General features: G+C 66.1%; 14 protein-coding genes, 1 tRNA gene and 1 pseudogene. 9 read left to right on the top strand and 7 right to left on the bottom strand.

The window, feature by feature from the left end:
- Positions 1–25 precede the first annotated feature (25 nt).
- Both ACP7BY_RS06850 and ACP7BY_RS06855 read left to right on the top strand, forming a co-directional pair.
- Complete coding sequence (locus tag ACP7BY_RS06850; protein ID WP_033967380.1) at positions 26–769, top strand: head GIN domain-containing protein; 744 nt, start codon at positions 26–28, stop codon at positions 767–769.
- Between the two features lie 43 nt (positions 770–812).
- Positions 813–1,493: a GIN domain-containing protein gene (locus tag ACP7BY_RS06855; RefSeq protein ID WP_137902894.1), complete on the top strand. Its 681-nt coding sequence runs from the start codon at positions 813–815 to the stop codon at positions 1,491–1,493.
- Positions 1,494–1,514: 21 nt separating this feature from the next.
- Here ACP7BY_RS06855 and ACP7BY_RS06860 read toward each other — a convergent pair whose 3' ends face one another.
- Both ACP7BY_RS06860 and mgtE read right to left on the bottom strand, forming a co-directional pair.
- Positions 1,515–1,934 carry a DUF1489 family protein gene (locus tag ACP7BY_RS06860; RefSeq protein ID WP_033967242.1) on the bottom strand — a complete coding sequence of 140 codons (420 nt, stop codon included), beginning with the start codon at positions 1,932–1,934 and terminating at the stop codon, positions 1,515–1,517.
- A 24-nt stretch (positions 1,935–1,958) separates the two neighbouring features.
- Positions 1,959–3,352, bottom strand: a pseudogene (mgtE, locus tag ACP7BY_RS06865) (magnesium transporter).
- A gap of 156 nt (positions 3,353–3,508) precedes the next feature.
- Here mgtE and ACP7BY_RS06870 point away from each other — a divergent pair.
- The gene (locus ACP7BY_RS06870) at positions 3,509–3,979 is read left to right on the top strand and encodes a peptidylprolyl isomerase (RefSeq protein WP_033967243.1); all 471 of its coding nucleotides are present in this window, start codon (positions 3,509–3,511) and stop codon (positions 3,977–3,979) included.
- Positions 3,980–4,110: 131 nt separating this feature from the next.
- Here ACP7BY_RS06870 and ACP7BY_RS06875 read toward each other — a convergent pair whose 3' ends face one another.
- Positions 4,111–5,001 carry a LysR substrate-binding domain-containing protein gene (locus ACP7BY_RS06875; RefSeq protein WP_033966504.1) on the bottom strand — a complete coding sequence of 297 codons (891 nt, stop codon included), beginning with the start codon at positions 4,999–5,001 and terminating at the stop codon, positions 4,111–4,113.
- Between the two features lie 368 nt (positions 5,002–5,369).
- Here ACP7BY_RS06875 and ACP7BY_RS06880 point away from each other — a divergent pair, with 368 nt between their 5' ends.
- A complete protein-coding gene (locus ACP7BY_RS06880; RefSeq protein ID WP_033966505.1) occupies positions 5,370–7,658 on the top strand; it encodes a CDC48 family AAA ATPase in 2,289 nt (762 codons plus the stop codon).
- On the opposite strand, the gene ACP7BY_RS06885 is transcribed toward ACP7BY_RS06880, so the two are convergent.
- Together ACP7BY_RS06885 and ACP7BY_RS06890 are read right to left on the bottom strand one after the other, a co-directional pair.
- Positions 7,620–8,942 (bottom strand): MFS transporter, encoded by a 1,323-nt coding sequence (locus ACP7BY_RS06885; protein ID WP_033966506.1) that lies wholly within the window; start codon positions 8,940–8,942, stop codon positions 7,620–7,622. The genes ACP7BY_RS06880 and ACP7BY_RS06885 overlap by 39 nt on opposite strands.
- Complete coding sequence (locus ACP7BY_RS06890; RefSeq protein ID WP_126848546.1) at positions 8,939–10,111, bottom strand: phospholipase D-like domain-containing protein; 1,173 nt, start codon at positions 10,109–10,111, stop codon at positions 8,939–8,941. The genes ACP7BY_RS06885 and ACP7BY_RS06890 overlap by 4 nt, the downstream gene beginning before the upstream one ends.
- Before the next feature lie 116 nt (positions 10,112–10,227).
- On the opposite strand from ACP7BY_RS06890, the gene rpoZ reads away from it, so the two are divergent.
- On the top strand, positions 10,228–10,572 hold the full coding sequence (gene rpoZ, locus ACP7BY_RS06895) for a DNA-directed RNA polymerase subunit omega (protein WP_033964671.1): 345 nt from the start codon (positions 10,228–10,230) through the stop codon (positions 10,570–10,572).
- Positions 10,573–10,704: 132 nt separating this feature from the next.
- On the opposite strand, the gene ACP7BY_RS06900 is transcribed toward rpoZ, so the two are convergent.
- Positions 10,705–11,397, bottom strand: a complete 693-nt coding sequence (locus tag ACP7BY_RS06900) for an RlmE family RNA methyltransferase (RefSeq protein ID WP_033964670.1) — start codon at positions 11,395–11,397, stop codon at positions 10,705–10,707.
- Positions 11,394–12,452, bottom strand: coding sequence for a Ppx/GppA phosphatase family protein (locus ACP7BY_RS06905; RefSeq protein ID WP_231565051.1), 1,059 nt, complete (start codon positions 12,450–12,452; stop codon positions 11,394–11,396). The genes ACP7BY_RS06900 and ACP7BY_RS06905 overlap by 4 nt, the downstream gene beginning before the upstream one ends.
- A 169-nt stretch (positions 12,453–12,621) precedes the next feature.
- Between ACP7BY_RS06905 and ACP7BY_RS06910 the strand changes: the two genes are divergently transcribed.
- The 4 genes from ACP7BY_RS06910 (at position 12,622) to ACP7BY_RS06925 (ending at position 16,560) form a co-directional block, all read left to right on the top strand.
- Positions 12,622–12,695: transfer RNA gene (locus ACP7BY_RS06910), tRNA-Gln, on the top strand.
- A 105-nt stretch (positions 12,696–12,800) separates the two neighbouring features.
- Complete coding sequence (locus ACP7BY_RS06915; RefSeq protein ID WP_249340860.1) at positions 12,801–15,956, top strand: intermembrane phospholipid transport protein YdbH family protein; 3,156 nt, start codon at positions 12,801–12,803, stop codon at positions 15,954–15,956.
- A complete protein-coding gene (locus tag ACP7BY_RS06920) occupies positions 15,953–16,186 on the top strand; it encodes a YnbE family lipoprotein (RefSeq protein ID WP_052192311.1) in 234 nt (77 codons plus the stop codon). The genes ACP7BY_RS06915 and ACP7BY_RS06920 overlap by 4 nt, the downstream gene beginning before the upstream one ends.
- Complete coding sequence (locus tag ACP7BY_RS06925) at positions 16,186–16,560, top strand: YdbL family protein (protein WP_033964668.1); 375 nt, start codon at positions 16,186–16,188, stop codon at positions 16,558–16,560. The genes ACP7BY_RS06920 and ACP7BY_RS06925 overlap by 1 nt, the downstream gene beginning before the upstream one ends.
- Positions 16,561–16,565 lie beyond the last annotated feature (5 nt).

The raw sequence follows: 16,565 nt of genomic DNA on the forward strand, positions 1-16,565 counted from the left end.
TTACGGCAACACACAGGAGACCCTTATGCGCGCCATCCTCTTGCTCCCCGCTTTGCTGTTGACCGCTGCCCCATTGGCGGCCTGCTCGGTTGATGGAGACGATGGCGGCCCCGGCGCTTCCGCTGCGGGCACCGGTACCGCACGGACCTTCGCGATCACCGGTTTCACGGGGGTCGCGCTGCGCGGATCGGATGATGTCGATGTGCGCGTCGGCCCGGCTTTCTCGGTCCGCGCCGAGGGCCCGAGCGCCGAACTCGACAAGCTCAAGATCGAGCGCGTCGGGGACATGCTCCGGGTCGGGCGCAAGCCCAATAGCGGCTTCAGTTGGGGTGGCCAGCATCGGAGCGTCAAGGTGTTCGTGACGATGCCGCGCATCGCCGCCGCACAAATCGCGGGATCGGGCAATCTGGCGATCGATCGCGTAACGGGGGGCGATTTCGACGGCGACAGCGCAGGCTCGGGCAATCTCAGCATCGCGTTGCTGACAGTGCCGCACGCCAAACTGTCGATCGCCGGGTCGGGCGATATCGCCGCGAAAGGCGCGGTCGATCGCTTGACCGTCGATGTCGCCGGATCGGGCAATGTCACGGCGAACGGCCTGAAGGCGCGGGGTGCGACCGTGTCGGTGGCGGGATCGGGCAATGTCCGGGCCGAGGTCGTCGGCAGCGCGGCGGTGTCGATCGTGGGGTCGGGCGATGTCGATCTTGGCCGTGGCGCCAAATGCGCTACCACCAAGATTGGCTCGGGCGAGGTGCATTGCGGCGGCTGATCGGGCTTGCATGGCGCGGCCCGAGCGGGGATGCTCGGCGGCGATGAACCGTCTCGCGCTTGCCTTGCCGCTGCTTGCCGTCGCCGCCCCGCTTGAGGCGGCGGACCGCACGGCCTTTGTCACCCAATTCGATCGGGTCCGTGTGCACGGCCCGTTCGAGGTGCATTTGGCGACGCGCGCCGGGCCGGGCGCACGGATCACGGGCGCGCCCGACGCGGTCGATGTCCATGTCGAGGCGGGCACGCTGATCGTCCGCGCCGCGCCCCGGAGCGCGGCGGGTGGCGGCGCGGTCGTCTATCTGCGCACCACCGATTTGCGCGGCGCGACCATGATCGGGGGCGGCAAGCTCGACATCACCGGCCCGCTGCGCGCGCAACGCGTCGATGTGCAATTGACGGGCGGTGGCACGATCGTCGCGCCGGCGATCGAAGCCGAACAGGTCAATGTAACGCTGATCGGTGCGGGCACGCTGACGCTGGGTGGACGCGGCGGGCAAGTGCGGATCATCTCCAGTGGCGCAGGCACGATCGATGCGACCGCGCTGCACGCCGACCAGATTGTCATCCGCAACGGCGGGGCGGGTCCGATCACGGCCAGCGCGCGCTATTTCGCCGATGTCATGACCACGGGGCTGGGCGCGGTGACGGTGCTCGGCAGCCCCAAATGCAAGACCAAGGCGGTGGGCGGCGCGATTACCTGTGGCGGCGCGGCGGTGGGCCAATAGCAGGGCGGGCCTCTCAAGCCGCTACAGCAACCCCAAAGCCGACAATTTCCCCAGCAACGCCGCCGGAATGGCATCGCCCGCCACCGCGCCCTCGCCGAGATCGGCGGGGGCGTCGGTGGCTTCAAGATAGCGCCAGCCCTGATGCGCGCGCTTGGGGCGGCCTTCGGTCAGCACCAGTTCGGGGTCGATATGGATCGCCACGCGCCCGCCCTCGGCTTCGCCGAAGCGCAGGATCGGGGAGCGCGCCACCAGCGTGTGCTTGATGATCCAGAACAGCGAGCCGCCCGCTTCGGCACCCGGCCCGGCGATTTCCTCATGCCGTTTGGGCAAATAGCGCGTGGTGAGGAACACCGGCCCTTCGGCCCCGCGCTGGCGCAGGCGTTCGGCGAGATGGTCGAGGCTGGTCGCGCCGAACGCGACCTTGGTCAAATGCAACGGCATCTGCGCCAAATGGGGCGGCGTGCGCTAACCGCCAAGCCCGAACAGCGTGGCGAGCCCGAGGAACGAGAAAAACCCCATCACATCGGTCATCATCGTCACGAACACCGCCGACGACACCGCCGGATCGATGTCGAGCCGGTCGAGCGTCACCGGGATCAGGACGCCCGACAGCCCCGCGATCAGATTGTTGATGACCATCGCCATCGCAATCACGATCGCCAGATTGGCGTTGCCGAAGATCAGCAGGGTGCCGATCCCGATCAGCGCGCCCAGCATCGCGCCATTGGCGGCGGCGATGCGGAATTCGCGGTAGATCATACGCCCGGTGTTGGAGCTGGTCAGCTGGTTGGTCGCGATCGCGCGCACCATCACCGCCAGCGTCTGCGTGCCGGCATTGCCGCCCATGCCCGACACGATCGGCATCAGCACCGCGAGCAAGGCGAAGCGCCCGATCTCGCCCTGGAACAGCCCCACCACCGATGCCGCCAGCATCGCCGTGCCGAGATTGACCACCAGCCAGGTGATGCGCGTGCGCACGGTCAAATGGATCGGTTCGTTAATGTCGCCGTCGCCCGCGCCCGACAGGCGCAGAATGTCCTCGCCGGCTTCTTCGGAAATGATGTGGACCACGTCGTCGACGGTGATCATCCCGACCAGCCGCCCGGCGGGATCGACCACGGCGGCCGAAATCAGCGCATATTTCTGGAAGCGGAGCGCCACCTCTTCCTGGTCCATGTCGACCGGGATCAGCGTCTGTTCGCGCTGCATCACATCGCTGATGGCGATGCCGTGCGGGGTGCGCAGGATCCACGACAAGGCCACGGTGCCGACGGGCTTGTGCGCCGGGTCAACCACGAAGATTTCCCAGAAATCGGTGGTCAACTCCTCATGCCCGCGCAGATAGTCGAGCACGTCGCCGACCGACCAATGCTCGGGCACCGCGATCAGCTCGCGCTGCATCAAGCGACCGGCCGATTCCTCGGGGTAGCGCAGCGCCTCCTCGATCGCGGCGCGATCGTCGGGGTCGAGCGCGCGGAGCACCTCGCGCTGGTCGGCGGGCTCCATGTCCTCGATGATCGCGACCGCGTCGTCGGTGTCGAGTTCGGAGGCGATGTCGGCGACCTGGGTGGCGGACAGCGCGTCGATCAAATCCTCGCGGACATAATCGTTCATCTCGGCGAACACGTCGCCGTCGAGCAGATTTTCGAGCGCGGTGGCGAGCGCGGCGCGCAGTTCGTGCGGGGTCAGCTCGAACAGATCGGCGATGTCGGCGGGGTGGAGCGGCTCGACCAGCGCGCGCGCACCCTCGGCATCGCCATCCTCGACCGCATCGAGCGGACGAATTCGGGCTTGAGCCGGTCGTCCTCGTCGAGCTGCGCGGTATCGACGTCGGTTTCGGGTAGGTCGGTCTCGCTCATGTCAGACCTCCTCAGCCACGCGACCATGGCGGTGTAGCCTTGCCCCGCCGCAAAGCCAAGCGAACGCGACCCCCGCCTCTGGGGCGGTTGCGCATTTGCCAGCCGTGCCCGGCATCGCTACGGCGGACCATTACGGATAATAGCAGGAGAGCCTCCGTGGCCGAACTTCCCGAAACCCTTACCCTGACGCTCGACACCGGAAATGGCGAAGGCGGCGATGTCGTGATCAAGTTGCGCGGCGATCTCGCCCCCAACCATGTCGCGCGGATTGCCGAGCTGGCTAATGACGGCTTTTACGACGGCGTCGTGTTCCACCGCGTCATCCCCGGCTTCATGGCGCAGGGTGGCGATCCCACCGGCACCGGCATGCACGGGTCGGACAAGCCCAATCTCGCCGCCGAATTCTCGAAGGAGCCGCATGTCCGCGGTGTCGCGTCGATGGCGCGCGCGCAGAGCCCGAACTCGGCCAACAGCCAGTTCTTCATCTGCTTCGACGATGCGCGTTTCCTCGACGGCCAATATACCGTGTGGGGCGAAGTGACCTCGGGCATGGAATATGTCGACGCGCTCCCCAAGGGCGAGCCGCCGCGCGAGCCCGGCAAGATCGTGAAGGCGCGCGCCGAGTAACGATCTCCCTCTCCCCGCTTGCGGGGAGAGGGTGGCCGAGCGCGGCGAGGTCGGGAGAGGGGCAGTATCAGGGGCTGTCGCCCATGATGGCCTCTCTCCCCGACCCTCTCCCCCAGTGGGGAGAGGGAAATTTACACGCTCGGATCGGCGATGGTGTCGATCAGCCAGTCGTGAAACAGTTTGACCGGCCGCTGCGTCAGCGCGCGCGGTCGGCAGGCGAACCAATAGCTGTACGGGCTTTCCACCGGAATATCGAACAGCCGCACCAGCCGGTCGTCATGCGCATCCTCGAAATGGCTGGCGTGCATGAAGGCGATGCCAAGCCCTTGCGCAGCCGCCTCCAGCATCAACGCTCCCGAATCGAAATGGTCGATCGCGAGTGGTTCCAGGTCGGTCAGTCCCGCTGCCGCGCGCCAGGCGCTGAACGTATCGGGCATGTCGCGATGGACCAGCGCGGTCAGGCCAGCAAGCTGTTCCGGGCGGACGATCGGGTCCGCGCCTTCGCGCAGCTGCTTCGCGCCGATGACATAGACCTGATTGCGATCCAGCCGCCGCGCATAAAGCGTCGGGTCGATCTCGCGCGCAAGCGCGATCACCGCGTCCAGTCCTTCGCCCAGTCGTGCAAGGCCGTGCTGCGCGGTATCGACGTCAAGATGCAGTTCGGGGTGCTTGGCGCGCAGCTCGGGCAAGCGCGGAAACAGCCGTTGCGACGCGTAAAGCGGCAAGATGCCAAGCCGCAGGCGCAGCACATCGGTATTGCTGGTCATGATTTCGACCGCGTCCGACAATTGGTCGAGCGCCGGCGCGATCTGCTGCAGCAGGCGGTCGCCGTCGGCGTTCAGCACCACCGCCTGATGGCGTCGTTCGAACAGCGGGCGTCCGATGAAGCGCTCCAGCGCCTGGATGCGGCGGCTGAGCGCGGGCGGCGACAAAGCGAGTTCCTGCGATGCAGCCTTGATCGACCCCGTCCGTGCGACCTGCACGAACGCCTCGATTGCGGTCAATGGCGGCAATCTCCGCATGATGGAATGGCCTCTTCCCTTATGGTTGCGCTATCTTGTGCAGCGCACCAAAATACCGTTCGCTCGAAAGCTATCATTTCTCGACTGCAAAAGAAAAGCACCGATTGCAGAAAGCGCAATCGCAATCGGTTCTTTCGCACTTGCAACATGGAACGCCGCACGGCACATAGGGGGTGCCTTTCAGGCATCCTCTCCTAAAACTTTCAAGGCCGATCCTTCACAGGGTCGGCCCTTTTTTTGTTTTATCAACGCCTTCCGTAACGACTTCGCCCGCGCTCTCGCATTTGTGGAACCACGTTCCTATCTCGCGCGCTCAACACCTGGCCGACTGCCCTGCGCAGCGACGGGTTTAAGCGAGGAACAGATCTATGGCGGACGTCGAGACGCCGATTCGGAAATTGCAGGTCGCTAACGCCCGTCCCGAGGATAGCGGGCGCGGGCTCGCCCACGTGCCCCGCGCGCTGCTGGCCGCGCTCGGTCTTGGCGAGGGCGATGTTATCGAGATCGTTGGCAAATCCTCCACCCCCGCGCGCGCGGTCGCGCCTTATGCCGAGGACGAAGGGCTTGAGATCATCCGCATCGATGGGCTTCAGCGCGCCAATGCGGGAGTCGGGTCGGGCGATTTCGTCGAAATCCGCCGTGTCGAATCGAAGGCGGCGACGCGGGTGGTGTTTGCCCCGGCGCAGCAGAATCTGCGTTTGCAGGGCTCGTCCAACGCGTTGAAGCGCACCTTCCTGGGCCGCCCGCTGACGCAGGGCGACGTCGTCGCAACCGCAGGGCAGCAGCGCGTCGACAACATGCCCCCCGGTGTGCAGAATATGCTGCGCGCGCCGGCTTATGCGCTCCAGGAAATCCGCCTCGCGGTGATCTCCACCGTGCCCAAGGGCGTGGTGCATGTGGACGAAAATACTGAAATTGAACTTCGCCCCGAATATGAGGAGCCGAAGGAAGCGCGCCGCGCCGACGTTACCTATGACGATATTGGCGGCATGGGCCCGACGATCGATCAGTTGCGCGAAATGGTCGAATTGCCGCTGCGCTACCCCGAATTGTTCCAGCGTCTTGGCGTCGATCCGCCCAAGGGCGTGTTGCTGCACGGGCCGCCCGGCACCGGCAAGACGCGGCTTGCGCGCGCCGTTGCCAACGAATCCGCCGCCGAGTTTTTCCTGATCAACGGGCCCGAGATCATGGGCTCCGCGTACGGCGAATCCGAGGGCAAGTTGCGTCAGGTGTTCGAGGAAGCGGCCAAGGCGGCACCCTCGATCGTGTTCATCGACGAGATCGATTCGATCGCGCCCAAGCGCGGGCAAGTGTCGGGTGAGGCCGAGAAGCGGCTGGTCGCGCAATTGCTGACGCTGATGGACGGGCTGGAAGCGCGCGCCAATGTCGTGGTGATCGCGGCGACCAATCGCCCCGAAGCGATCGATGAGGCGCTTCGGCGTCCGGGTCGGTTCGACCGGGAAATCGTCGTCGGCGTGCCGGATGAGCGCGGTCGTCGCGAGATTCTCGGCATCCACACACGTGGTATGCCGCTTGGCGACAAGGTCGATCTGGATGAGCTGGCGCGCACCACCTATGGCTTTGTCGGGGCCGATCTTGCCGCACTCGCGCGCGAGGCGGCGATCGAGGCGGTGCGCAAGCTGATGCCGCGGCTCAACCTGTCGGAGGGCACGATCCCGCCCGAGATCCTCGACACGCTCGCCGTGACCCGCGAGGATTTCGTCGATGCGCTGAAGCGCGTGCAGCCCTCGGCGATGCGCGAAGTGATGGTCGAGGCACCGCGCGTCCGCTGGGACGATGTCGGTGGTCTCGATTCAGCGCAGATGCGCTTGAAGGAAGGTGTCGAACTCCCGCTGAAGGACCCCGATGCGTTCCGGCGGCTGGGCATTCGCCCGGCCAAGGGCTTCCTGCTTTACGGTCCGCCCGGCACCGGCAAGACCTTGTTGGCCAAAGCGGTCGCGCGCGAGGCGCAGGCGAACTTCATCGCCACGCGCTCGTCCGATCTGCTCAGCAAATGGTATGGCGAGAGCGAACAGCAAATCGCCAAATTGTTCGCGCGCGCGCGGCAGGTGGCACCGTGCGTGATCTTCATCGATGAGCTTGATTCGCTGGTGCCTGCGCGCGGCGGCGGGCTGGGTGAGCCGCAAGTGACCGAACGCGTCGTCAACACCATCCTCGCCGAGATGGATGGGCTGGAGGAATTGCAGTCGGTCGTGGTGATCGGCGCGACCAACCGGCCCAATCTGATCGACCCGGCCTTGCTTCGGCCGGGCCGCTTCGACGAACTGATCTATGTCGGCGTGCCCAGCCTCGACGGGCGCGCGCGCATCCTGGCGATCCAGACCGCCAAGATGCCGATCGCCGAGGACGTCAATCTCGACGAACTCGCGCGACGGACCGATCGCTTCACCGGAGCCGATCTCGAGGATCTCGTGCGGCGCGCCGGGCTCACGGCTTTGCGCGAATCGCTGGCCGTCACGCAGGTGACGATGGCGCATTTCGAGATTGCGCTGGGCGAATCGCGCGCCTCGGTCACGCCCGAGCTCGAACGTGAGTATGAATCGATGAGCACGCGGCTGAAGCAGGATGCGGCGTCGCTGCAGCCAATCGGCTTCGTCTCACCGGGGCAATTGCGCCCCCGCGAGGGAGATCGCTGACGGTTCGCGCAAGGTGAAGCGGGCATAGAGGAACAGCAGCAGCATTGCGGCACCCGCTGTCAGATAGGGCAGCGGGTGCCATGCTTCATACAGCCCCACCCCGATCGACGGCCCCAGCACGAACGCCGCACCGTTGATCGAGGTGACCTTCCCCGCAACCGCCCCTTGCGCGTTATGCCCGACCGCGAGCGACGCCCCTGCCGTAAACGCCGGGCGCGTAAAGCCGAAGCCGACGCTGGCGAGCGCATAGGCGCAGGCGATGCTGTAGAGCGACGTCGCCAGCCCGGTCAGCACGCAGCCGAGCGTCGCGATCAGCAGCCCTGTCAGCATCATCGCGCGCGGTCGCAGATCGAGATTGGGGATGATCCCCCATTGCACCAGCAGCGCCGCGCCCGCGCCCATCATGAGCACGATACCGGTCGGTTGCAGCGCGAGCGCCGGGGCGAGATGCAAGCGGTCGATCACGAGGAAACCGATCGCCTGCCCCGTCATCGCCTGGCCGTGGCCCATGATCAGCCCCGCGATCATCCAGCCCCGAATGCGCGGGTCGGCATAGCCCACTTGCTCGCTATGCGGCTCGGTCGCCGCCATGATGCTCGCACCCGAACTTTGCCCGCCGATCGAAGGATAGGCATTGGCCGCACCATGCGTCCCCGCCTGCGGGATCAGGTCGTTGGGCAGCATCTGCCGCACCGCGATCCACACGCTGAGCCCGAACAGCGCGAACAGGAAGGCCGGGCCCGCCAGCCCGATCTCGACCCCGCCGAGCGACCCGAGGATCAGGTAGGGGGCAATGGCGGGGCCAAGGATGGTCCCAAGGCCAAAGGCCGATCCCAACAGCGTGAGCGCCTTGGTGCGTTGCGCGCGCGAGGTATTGCCCGCGACCAACGCCTGGACTGCGGGCGGTGCCGCTGCGCCGAAGGTGCCGTAGATCAGCCGCCCGACGATGAAGCACAGGAACGCCGCCGTGCCGCCGATCCAGCCATTGATCCCGGCGGTGAGAAACACGCCGCATACGCTCAGCGACACGGCAAAACCACCGACGCCGAGCAGGATCATCGCGCGCCGTCCGTGCCGGTCCGACCGCTTCGCCCAGAACGGCGCCGCCAGCACCCACAGCAGTGCCGATACCGAAAATGCCGCCGCCACCGCGCTGTCGGGCACGCGCAGCGACCGGCCAAGCGCGGGCAGCACCGATTGCAGCGCGGTGTTGCCCGCCGCGATCGTCAGCATGACGGTGAACAGCAACGCGAAATCGCGATCGATCCGCGCTTGCCGCTTCACCGCTCGCGCCCGAAATTGAGCCGCTTGGTGACGTTATAGTCGAGCACGGTCATCACGAAAAAGGCAGCGGCCTGCTTGGTGCGAGTCCACCAGCCGGTGGTGGCGCGATAATGTTCGGCGGTGATCCGCTCGGATTCACCCACCTCGTTATCGACATAGGCGCGGACATGCGCGGCAAAGGCCGGGTCATCGATCCGCAGCATCATTTCCAGGTTCAGGAACAGGCTGCGAATATCGTAATTGGCCGAGCCGATATAGACGACGTCGTCGATCAGGAAGAGCTTGGTGTGCAGCTTGGTCGGCTGATATTCGTAGATCTGCACGCGCTTGCGCAGCAGCCCGGCATAAGTGAAGCGCGACGCCCAAATCGCGGCACCGTGATCGTTTTTGGACGCCAGCACGATCCGCACCCGGCCGCGCAGCCCGGCCGCGTCGAGCCGCCGCAGCATCCCCGGACTCGGCGCGAAATAGGCGGAGATCAGATCGACGCGCTGGGCGGCTTCGAGATCGCGCTTCACCGCGCGCGCCCAGGGAGACAGCCTGCGGGTCGGGCCGCCGAACAGCCAGCGCACGCTGCCATCTGGCTCGCTCCACGTCTTCAGCGCACGGCGCAGTGCGCGCAACGGAGGCTTGGGCCGCTTGGCCCAGCGCGCCAGCGCATCGAAATAACCGGTGATGCGCTGCGCGGCGGGCCCTTCGACCAGCAAACCGAGGTCGCGCCATGCCTGCTCGGCGGGTGTCCCGAAATAGCTGTCCTCGACGTTAAAGCCGCCGATAATGGCGCGCGCTTGATCGGATTCGCCATCGGCCAGCGCCAATTTCTGGTGATTGCGCAATAGATAGCGCCTGCCCCAGCGCGGCACGAAGCGACAGACCTCGACGCCGGCTTCGCGTAGCGGTTCGAAAAAGTGATGGCTCTCGGCGACTTCGCTGCCCAGGCCGTCGACCACCAGCGATACCTTCACCCCGCGCGCCGCCGCCCGGATCATCGCGCCGCGCACCTTGGCCCCGGCCGCGTCATCGACATAGATGTAGTAGAGGATGCGCAGCGTGTGTTTGGCACCGTCGATCAGCGCGATCAGCGTGTCGAGGCGTCGCGGACCCGTATCGAGCATGGTCAGGCGGTTGCCAGCGACCGTGAAGGTCGGTTGTTCGCGCGGGCTCTCCATCCGCCTGCTCTGGCGGGGCCGCTGGCGGGATGCAACCCGCTTTCCTTGACTCCCGCGCACTTCCAGCCTAAATCGCCGCCTTTCCGACTATCGTCGTACAAGCAAGGAAGCCGTTCATGGCGCGCGTCACTGTCGAAGATTGCGTCGACAAGATTCCCAACCGCTTCGATCTCGTCCTGTTCGCCGCCCAGCGCGCGCGGCAGATTTCGGGTGGTGCTGAATTGCTGCTAGATCGCGATCGCGACAAGAACCCGGTCGTCGCGCTGCGCGAGATCGCCGAGGAGCTGGTGCAGCCCGCGCATCTGCAGGAATCGGTCGTCTCCGGTCTGCAGCGCGTCCAGATGGACGATGACGATGTTGCCGATGCGGTCGGTTCGCTGGCGGCTTCAGCCGAAGCGCTGCGCCTCACCGCAGCGGCTCCCCCGCGCAACCAGAATCTCGGCGCGGACTACGAAGGCTGAGTATGACGCCCGCGCCTGACGCTTTGCGTTAGACGCGGGTCACCCAAGTGGCGGACGGCGGTAGCGCGGGGCGTGTTCCCGCGTTTGCCGTCCGACGGCGTGGTTTGCCACACCGTATTTACGTCTCCCAGATCACGCCTCGTCTGGTTCCGTCGCGGCCTTGGCGCGACCCTTGAAACCCTGCGCCACCACATACCATTCGCTCGACGCCTTGCGGCTGGCGGCGGGCTTGGCGTGTTTCACCGTCGCGAAATTGCGCTTCATCTCCGCCACCAGGGCGGTGTCAGCACCACCTGCGAAGACCTTGCCGACAAAGGCACCGCCGGGCTCCAGCACGTCAATGGCAAAGGCCAAAGCCGCCTCGACCAAGCCCATCGTGCGCAAGGCATCGGTCTGGGGATGGCCGACGGTATTGGCCGCCATGTCCGACAGCACAAGGTCGGGCGCGCCATCGAGCGCCGCCATCAGTCGCTCGGGCGCGACATCGGCCATGAAATCGAGCTGAAATATCGTGACGCCGTCGATCGGGTCGACCGGGAGCAAATCGATCCCGACGATCGCCGCCTTGGGCACCAGCCGTCGCACCACTTGCGACCAGCCACCCGGCGCGATGCCAAGATCGACCACGCGGCGCTTGCCCTTCAGGAAGGCGAAGCGTTCGTCCAGCTCGCTCAATTTATAGGCCGCGCGGCTGCGAAAGCCGTCGGCCTTGGCGCGCTTCACATACGGGTCGTTCAATTGCCGCTCGAGCCAGCGCGTCGATTGCGCGGTGCGCTTGCGTGCCGTCTTCACGCGGACCCTCAGGCCGCCACCATCCCGGCTCATGCACCATTTCCCATCAAGCGTCGAAGAATGCCCTCGCGAATGCCGCGATCGGCGATGCCGAGCCGTTCGGCCGGCCACAAGTCCAGAATGGTTTCCAGAATGGCGCAACCAGCGACGACCAGATCGGCGCGTTCCGACCCGATACAGGGCAATTGCGCGCGCTGGCGCAAGTCCATTTCCGCAAGCTCGGTACTGATGCGCCGCATGGCGCTGGCGGGGACGATCAAACCGTCCACTTGCGCCCGGTCGTAATGCGACAGGCCGAGATGCACGCTTGCCAGCGTGGTGACGGTTCCCGATGTGCCGAGCAGGCGCGGCACCGCGATGCCGCGTGGCAGCCGCGCCGCAAAGGGGGCCATGCTTTCGGTAACCAGCGCGCGCATGCGGGCATAAGCGGCCGCGCGGCCCTCCGGCCCGTCGCCATGGCCGGCGCTTTCGGTCAACGAGACCACGCCCCATGGCGCGCTGTGCCAGTCCAGCACCTTCGGGTCGGGGCCGCGGGTGTCGACCAGAACCAGTTCGGTCGATCCGCCGCCAATGTCGAAAATGAGCGCAGGGTCTTCGCCCGGCTCGATCAGCGCATGGCACCCGAGCACCGCGAGCCGCGCCTCCTCCTCGGCGGTGATAACGTCGAGCAAAATCCCGGTTTCGGCATAAGCGCGAGCGATGAACTCGGCTCCGTTGCTGGCGCGGCGACAGGCCTCGGTGGCCACCGCGCGCGACAGGGTGACGTTGCGGCGTTTCAATTTGTCCGCGCAGATTTTCAGCGCGGCGATGGTGCGTTCGATCGCAGCGTCGCTCAAGCGTCCCGAACTTGCCAGGCCTTCGCCCAGCCGCACGATCCGCGAAAAAGCGTCGATTACGGCAAATCCATCGCCTTGTGGTCGCGCGATCAGCAGGCGGCAATTGTTGGTGCCAAGGTCAAGTGCGGCGAAGTGGCGTGGATCTCGCCCGCGTGTAACGAGTGCGGTGCCGCCTCTTGGTTTGCCGTTGGTCGGCGCCGAACGGGCAGGCTTTACCTGCCGGTACGGCATATCGGGCGATCGATCCCCCATGCCGTGTGACTCGCTTATTCTGTTCTGCCGTCGCGGCGCGCGGGTCGCGCGCCGTTCGGTGCTTGGGCGCGATCCTAGCGGATGGTCGGTCGACCGGCAAGCGACCCCGCTGCGCCTCTGCCATCGGTTGACATGCGCGGCGCTCGCCCGTAGAGCGCGACCCCGGCGTTGCCCCGTCGTCTAATGGTAAGACTGCGGTTTCTGATACCGCCTATTGAGGTTCGAATCCTCACGGGGCATCCAGCCATCTCCTTCCTTTTCCGACCCACTGGCGCGCAACGATCTCGCGCGCGCTGGGTTGATGGGGGGTACGCCCGCACGTTGCATGGCCGGGTTATGGGAGGTCGGGTGAACGGAAGCGTATCGGCAGCAGGAGGTGACCGTCTCGCCCGGTGGCTGCGCTGGCGCTATGTTCTGGGCGCGCTCGGCTTGGCGTTGGGGGCAGTTTTGCTTGGGCTGTGGCTGGCGCGCAAACCGCTCGCCGAGCATTTCATTGCCGATACGCTTCGCGCTCGCGGGGTTCCCGCGCGCTACCAGATCGAGAAAATTGGCCTGCGCACACAGCGCCTGACCAATGTCGTCCTCGGTGATCCGGCCAATCCCGATTTGCGCGCCGACTGGCTGGAAGTGGATACCAGCCTGGGGTTTTCGGGGGTCGGCGTTACGGCGGTCCGTATCGGTCATCTCGCCATGCGCGGGCGACTGGCCGACGGAAAGGTCTCGTTCGGTGCCATCGACCGACTGCAGCCCCAAGCCGCGGGTACGGCATTCGCGCTGCCGCGCATCAGAGTCGACATTGCCGACGCGCGCATCGCGCTGACGACGCCTTATGGTGCGCTCGCATTGGCGACGACGGGATCCGGGGCGCTGGACGATGGCTTTTCGGGGAGGTTGCGCGCGACCTCGGCGCGGCTCGCGGTTGGCGGGTGTCGGCTGGACGACGTTTCCGCCGATGTGGCGATACAGGTGCTGGCAGCACGGCCAAGCGTCAGCGGCCCCGTCCGCGCCGCACGCGCTGACTGTGCGGGCGTGCAAGCGACGGGAGCAGCCGTCGACCTAGACGTGGTGCTGAACCGGCAGCTCGACCGATGGAAGGGAAAGGCACAGCTTGGTATCGCGGCTGTCGCGCGGAGCGGTGTGGGCGCGCGCACGATCATGGGGCCAGTGTCCTTCGCTGGATCGGGGAAGGATCTGTCGGGTGCTGTCGACCTGCATTCGGGCCCTTTCGCCGCCAGCGGCGTTGCCGGACGCCAGGCCGCGCTGACCGGAGCCTATCGGTACGCGAATGGTGGTTTCACGTTCGATGGCGACGCGCGGGCGGTGGCAGCGCAACTCTCTCCCGCCCGGTTGACGCAGCTCGATTCGTGGCAAAGCGCGAGCGCGGGAACGCCGCTCGGGCCGATGGCCACGCAGGTGGTGATGGCGACACGGTCGGCGGCGCGTTCCGTCAGTGTTGATGCCCGCATAACCGCCACGATCGGCGGTGCCCAGGGGCGGGTACGGATGTCGCGACTGGCGCTCGCGACTGCGTCGGGCGTGAACCTTCGTGCCTCGGGCGCTGCTGACATCACCTATGGCGGGGCCCGCAGCGGATGGCGGATCGCGGGTGCCGCCGAGATGGCAGGCGGCGGCTTGCCGGAGGCACGGGTTCGGGTCATGCAGGATGCTGCGGGCAGCCCGTTGATCGGTCAAGCGATCATCAAACCCTATGCCGTCGGGACATCGCAGCTTGTGTTGGCCCCTGTCGCCTTCACCGCGCGCAACGATGGCGCGACCCAGGTCACGACCAGGATCGATGTGTCGGGGCCGCTTGGCGACGGTCGGGTCGAATCGCTGCGCTTGCCGATCGTGGCGACGTGGGACGGGGGCTCCCGCTTGACCGTCAATGCCACATGTGCCCCGCTCGGGTTCGCGCGACTACGCCTTTCGGGCATCGATTTGCGGCGGTCTTCGATGACGCTGTGCCCCCGCGATGGCGGACTGGCGCGCCTGGAGCGCGGCGTGTTGCGCGGCGGAGGCGGGATCGGGCCGATCCGACTGGCTGGGACACTGGGCGCGTCGCCGCTGGAACTGGTGATGCGGCAGGCGCAGTGGAGTTTGGAAGACCGTCGCTTCGTGCTGGCGGGGCTTGGTGTGCGGGTCGGGACGGCAGAGCGGATCACCCGGCTCGATGTGGCGCGATTGGCCGGGGCGTTTGCCGCCAGTCGCCCGCAGGGCAGCTTTGACGGAGCAGCGGGACAAATCGGCAGCGTCCCGCTGCTCCTGTCGGCCGCCAATGGCAATTGGCGCTTTGCCGAGGGCAAGCTGTCGCTGGCGGGTGGACTCGCGGTGGCGGACAGTGCCGCCAGTCCGCGGTTCCACCCTATGGCGGTGCGCGGCGCGGCCGTGACGCTGGCCGACAACCACATTGTCGCCACTGGCACGCTGTTCGAACCGAAGCAGGGCGTGAAAGTGGCCGATGTCACCATCGCGCACGATCTCGGCACAGGAACGGGCCGCGCCGATCTGATCGTCCCGGGCATCACCTTCGACGAGCATTTCCAGCCCGATCACCTCACCCCGCTGACCTTTGGCGTCATCGCCAATGTCGTGGGTGCGACCAGCGGAGAGGGGCATATTCGCTGGACACCGCAAGCCGTGACGAGCGACGGCGTGTTCCGCACCGGGGGCATCAATCTGGCCGCCGCTTTTGGCCCGGCGAGCGGCATTGCCGGGGAAATCCGCTTTACCGATCTGCTCAATCTCGAGAGCGCGCCTGGGCAGGTCGCGACGATCAAAAGCCTCAACCCGGGCGTTGCGGTCAATGACGGCGTGGTTCGCTATCAGTTGCTGCCGGGCGCGCGGGTGCGGGTCGAGCAGGGCGTATGGCCCTTTGCCGGCGGTCGCCTGTCGCTCGAACCGACCCTCCTCGATTTCGACGAGGCGCAGGAACGCCATTTGACCTTCCGCGTGACGGGCGTGCAGGCCGACCAGTTTCTCCAGCAATTCGACTTCAAGAATTTGAACGCGACGGGCATTTTCGACGGCGCGCTGCCGATGGTGTTCGATGCGCGCGGCGGGCGGATCGAAAACGGCAATCTGGTGGTGCACCCCGGCGGCGGCACGATCGCCTATGTCGGCGAAGTGACGCAGAAAGACCTCGGCTTTTGGGGGAATTTCGCGTTCCAGTCGCTGAAATCGCTGCGCTATCGCAATCTCGACATCGTCATGAACGGTCCGCTGGCGGGCGAGGTGATCACGCAAGTGCGTTTCGCCGGGATTGCGCAAGGCGCGGGCGCCAAGCGCAATTTCCTGTTCGACCGGCTGCAGAAGCTGCCGATCGTGTTCAACCTCAGGATTTCCGCACCGTTCCGCCAGCTCGCCGATTCGGTGCAGAATTTCTATGATCCCAAGCGGCTGGTCGAACGCAATTTGCCGACCCTGCTGGAAGAACAAAATAAACGCGCGGTGCCGCCGACGCCCGCCACCCCCATTCAGCCCTCCGACAGCAGGACCGTGCCATGACCGAAACAGCATTGACGATGATGAAGGACCGGCCGAGCAACAGTGTAATGAAGAGACTGACGATCCTGGGCCTGTGCGCGCTCTGTCTTGCCCAGACGGCATGCGTTAATGTGACCGCGCCCGACAAACCGATCGTCATCAATCTCAACATCAGCGTGACGCAGGAAGTGGTCTATCGTCTTGATGGCCAGGCCAAGAATTTGATTCAGTCGCAACCGGGGATTTTCTGATGAACAGGCTCAAGATATCGATCGCGACGCTCCTGCTGGTCGGCGGTGCGTCTGCGGCCGTTGCCCAGCGTGATCCGGCCTATCAGGCGGCGCGCGCGGCGGGCGAAGTGGGCGAGCAGCCCGATGGCTATCTCGGCGTGGTCGGCAGCGCGAGCCCGGCGGTGCGCGCGCTGGTCAACAACATCAACATCCAGCGCAAGGCGGCGTATACCCAGCAAAGCGCGGCGTCGGGTGCCACGGTCGAGCAGTTCGCCTTTACCAGCGGGTGCAATTTGATCCTGAAGACCGCGCCAGGCGAGAAATATAAAGGCCCCGACGGCGTTTGGAAAACGCGCACCGCCGCCCCGCCGGAACGCGATTCGCGCTGTATATGAGCGGC

This window comes from Sphingomonas sp. PSPC2-2, assembly GCF_049897725.1.
Lineage (GTDB): Bacteria > Pseudomonadota > Alphaproteobacteria > Sphingomonadales > Sphingomonadaceae > Sphingomonas.

What these genes read in the sequence shown, in the direction of transcription:
- ACP7BY_RS06850 (WP_033967380.1), top strand. Translation starts at nt 26, where the DNA reads ATGCGCGCCATCCTCTTGCTCCCCGCTTTGCTGTTGACCGCTGCCCCA.
- ACP7BY_RS06855 (WP_137902894.1), top strand. Translation starts at nt 813, where the DNA reads ATGAACCGTCTCGCGCTTGCCTTGCCGCTGCTTGCCGTCGCCGCCCCG.
- ACP7BY_RS06860 (WP_033967242.1), bottom strand. Translation starts at nt 1,934, where the DNA reads ATGCCGTTGCATTTGACCAAGGTCGCGTTCGGCGCGACCAGCCTCGAC.
- ACP7BY_RS06875 (WP_033966504.1), bottom strand. Translation starts at nt 5,001, where the DNA reads ATGCGGAGATTGCCGCCATTGACCGCAATCGAGGCGTTCGTGCAGGTC.
- ACP7BY_RS06880 (WP_033966505.1), top strand. Translation starts at nt 5,370, where the DNA reads ATGGCGGACGTCGAGACGCCGATTCGGAAATTGCAGGTCGCTAACGCC.
- ACP7BY_RS06890 (WP_126848546.1), bottom strand. Translation starts at nt 10,111, where the DNA reads ATGGAGAGCCCGCGCGAACAACCGACCTTCACGGTCGCTGGCAACCGC.
- rpoZ (WP_033964671.1), top strand. Translation starts at nt 10,228, where the DNA reads ATGGCGCGCGTCACTGTCGAAGATTGCGTCGACAAGATTCCCAACCGC.
- ACP7BY_RS06900 (WP_033964670.1), bottom strand. Translation starts at nt 11,397, where the DNA reads ATGAGCCGGGATGGTGGCGGCCTGAGGGTCCGCGTGAAGACGGCACGC.
- ACP7BY_RS06905 (WP_231565051.1), bottom strand. Translation starts at nt 12,452, where the DNA reads ATGGGGGATCGATCGCCCGATATGCCGTACCGGCAGGTAAAGCCTGCC.
- ACP7BY_RS06920 (WP_052192311.1), top strand. Translation starts at nt 15,953, where the DNA reads ATGACCGAAACAGCATTGACGATGATGAAGGACCGGCCGAGCAACAGT.
- ACP7BY_RS06925 (WP_033964668.1), top strand. Translation starts at nt 16,186, where the DNA reads ATGAACAGGCTCAAGATATCGATCGCGACGCTCCTGCTGGTCGGCGGT.